General features: G+C 34.5%; 1 protein-coding gene. It reads right to left on the reverse strand.

From position 1 onward, the window contains the following. Positions 1-621: 621 nt before the first annotated feature. Positions 622-1,974, reverse strand: coding sequence for a HEAT repeat domain-containing protein (locus tag AFK68_RS02430; RefSeq protein WP_094671349.1), 1,353 nt, complete (start codon positions 1,972-1,974; stop codon positions 622-624). Between the last annotated feature and the right edge of the window lie 620 nt (positions 1,975-2,594).

The following is a 2,594-nucleotide window of genomic DNA, read 5'->3' on the forward strand; positions in this document are numbered from 1 at the left end:
AGGATATAAGCAGGTAAACAAAATAAATTACAAATTGAGCAAAGCTGAAATCCTTACTATCTAAACATCACTTGTGTGTAAGCATTCAGCAATCAGCTTTTTTTGTTAAAGCATTAAACAGATTTACTATGGATATTTAAAGTTTTCATATCTGCTTTAAACCTTACTTAAGCAAGAATTTAAGTGTTTCAATATTCCCATCTAACTTCCTACATATCTGAAGCTAATGGCTAATAGCTGACGGCTGTTTGCGCAGCATTCCGAAGGAAATGCTTACACTTGTATAAATAATTCTGTATAGGTGCTTAATACTACTTTGAAAAAAGAATTCTACAAAAAGGTGTATCTTGCTCAGAGAACCTTAAAAAGAGTTGCTAGAATTTATTTCAGATACTATCTCGATCATTTTTCCCTTTTTTTTCAATATTTACTCCTTCTTTCCTAAATAACTAAAGCCTTCTTCCTTCTTCTGTCTAACCTACAGACATTGTATTCAACATCCCTACCATTTTCCACAAACATCCATCAAAATAGTCTAAACCTCTTGCAAAAGTTTTAATTACATCAATTCAAGAATATAATCAACAATTTTGTTCCCCCCTATTCCCTATTCCCTATTCCCTATTCCCTATTCCCTATTTTATTAAACTTATTCATCTCTGCAATAGCTATTTCTATTCCGGTTTTTAACTGTGAGTTTAAAGTTGCTTCCTGAGACAAATCAATAAGTCTTTGATATGCCTTTTCTGAATCTAATTCTTTCATAGCTGCTATAGCATGAAGTCTGACACTATTATCCTCATCTTCTAATAATTGAATCAGATAATCCAAAGCATCAATATTACCTAAATAACCCAGAGCCAAAGCTAGAGATTTTTTCACATAAACACTTTCTAAACTAGAATTACCACTAACAATAAACTCAATCAAAATATCTGTTGCTTGCGCCTTTAATTCCGGTTTCTCCAACTTACCCAATGCCACGACAATTTCATTCACAAATTGTGCCTGAACATTGTCTTCAACCAAGAAATTATATCCCAGTAAATTTTGCAAATATTCCAACGATACCTTAGTTTCCATCCAACCTAAACCACGCACTGCATCTATCTTTAAAAAAATTGGCATCGTCGCAGTTTTTAACAGTTCAAATAAAGCCGTCGCCGCTGAATTAGTACCAATTTTTCCCAGAGCGATCGTTGCTTGTTGAGAAACTTCAAAATTTATATCCCATAATAAAGGCTGTAGCAACTTCACCAAACCTAATTCTTTCTGTAAATTAACATAACCAGCTAAACCAATTACCGCTGCTTTTCTCACTTTTGCCACTGTATCTTTTAAAGCAGAAATTAACACAATAGGAATCCGTGAATCAGAATAATTCGTCAAAGCAGAAATCGCTGCAATTCTCACTTCATCTTTTTCATCTTTAACCACAGTTAACAATGCTGGAATTATCCTAATACAGTTAATTTTAGCTAAAGCTTTCGTTGCCAATAATCTTGAGTCTGGTTTTGCCAATAAATCTGTTAATAACTCAATTCCAGACTCCCCAAAATTTGCTAAAGTCTCCGCTGCTATTTCCTGTAAATCTTCCGCCTCTGAACTAACAATTATATTTCCCATAACTTCTAGGACTTCTTCACTGTTAAACTCTGCCAATATCCTAGTCACAAACCAACGCTCCTCTAGGTCTATTTCCCAATCTTTAAGAATTTCAATTAATGGAGAAATAGCTGGTTTGCCAATTTGCTTAAACAGTTTATCAATATCCCATTTTTCTTGAAAATCTCCATTTTCCAGAACTTCTATTGCTAAGTTAATTACCTCATCTAGAACAGCATTGTCATTGGGAAATTTTGAAGTAGTTTTATTTGGTTTACTCTCTGAGATAAATTGTTGTAAGCAATGATTAACTAAAGACCAATTTAGTTGTTGAGCTGCAATTTTTGCTTGTTCAAGAAGATTTGACATAATGAAGAAGGAAGAAGGAAGAAGGAAGAAGGAAGAAGGAAGAAGGAAGAAGGAAGAAGGAAGAAGGAAGAAGGAAATCTAGTAGTGAACTGACACAGCTAAAATGGTACATTATTCATCTCCATCTCGCATATGCTTCAGGAAATGAATTTATTATTGCTCTATAGATAGGTAATAGTCGGAAAATTCTCACTATCCACCTCCTCTCCTAGGAGCTTGAGAAAATGAAACTATTATTTCTCTATACGCAATAGAAGAGAAATTCCACTACTCACCTCCATCTCGTAGGTGCTTCAGAAAATGAAACTATTATTGCTTCATACGCAATAGAAGAGAAATTCCACTACTCACCTCCATCTTGTAGGCGCTTCAGAAAATGAAATTACTATTGCTCTATACGCAATAGAAGAGAAATTTCACTACTCACCTCCATCTCGTAGGCGCTTCAGAAAATGAAACTACTATTGCTCTATACGCAATAGAAGAGAAATTTCACTACTCACCTCCATCTCATAGGCGCTTCAGAAAATGAAACTACTATTGCTCTATACGCAATAGAAGAGAAATTCTCACTACTCACCTCCATCTCGTAGGCGCTTCAGAAAATGAAATTACTATTG

The sequence above is a fragment of the Hydrocoleum sp. CS-953 genome (assembly GCF_002260545.1).
GTDB lineage: Bacteria > Cyanobacteriota > Cyanobacteriia > Cyanobacteriales > Microcoleaceae > Trichodesmium.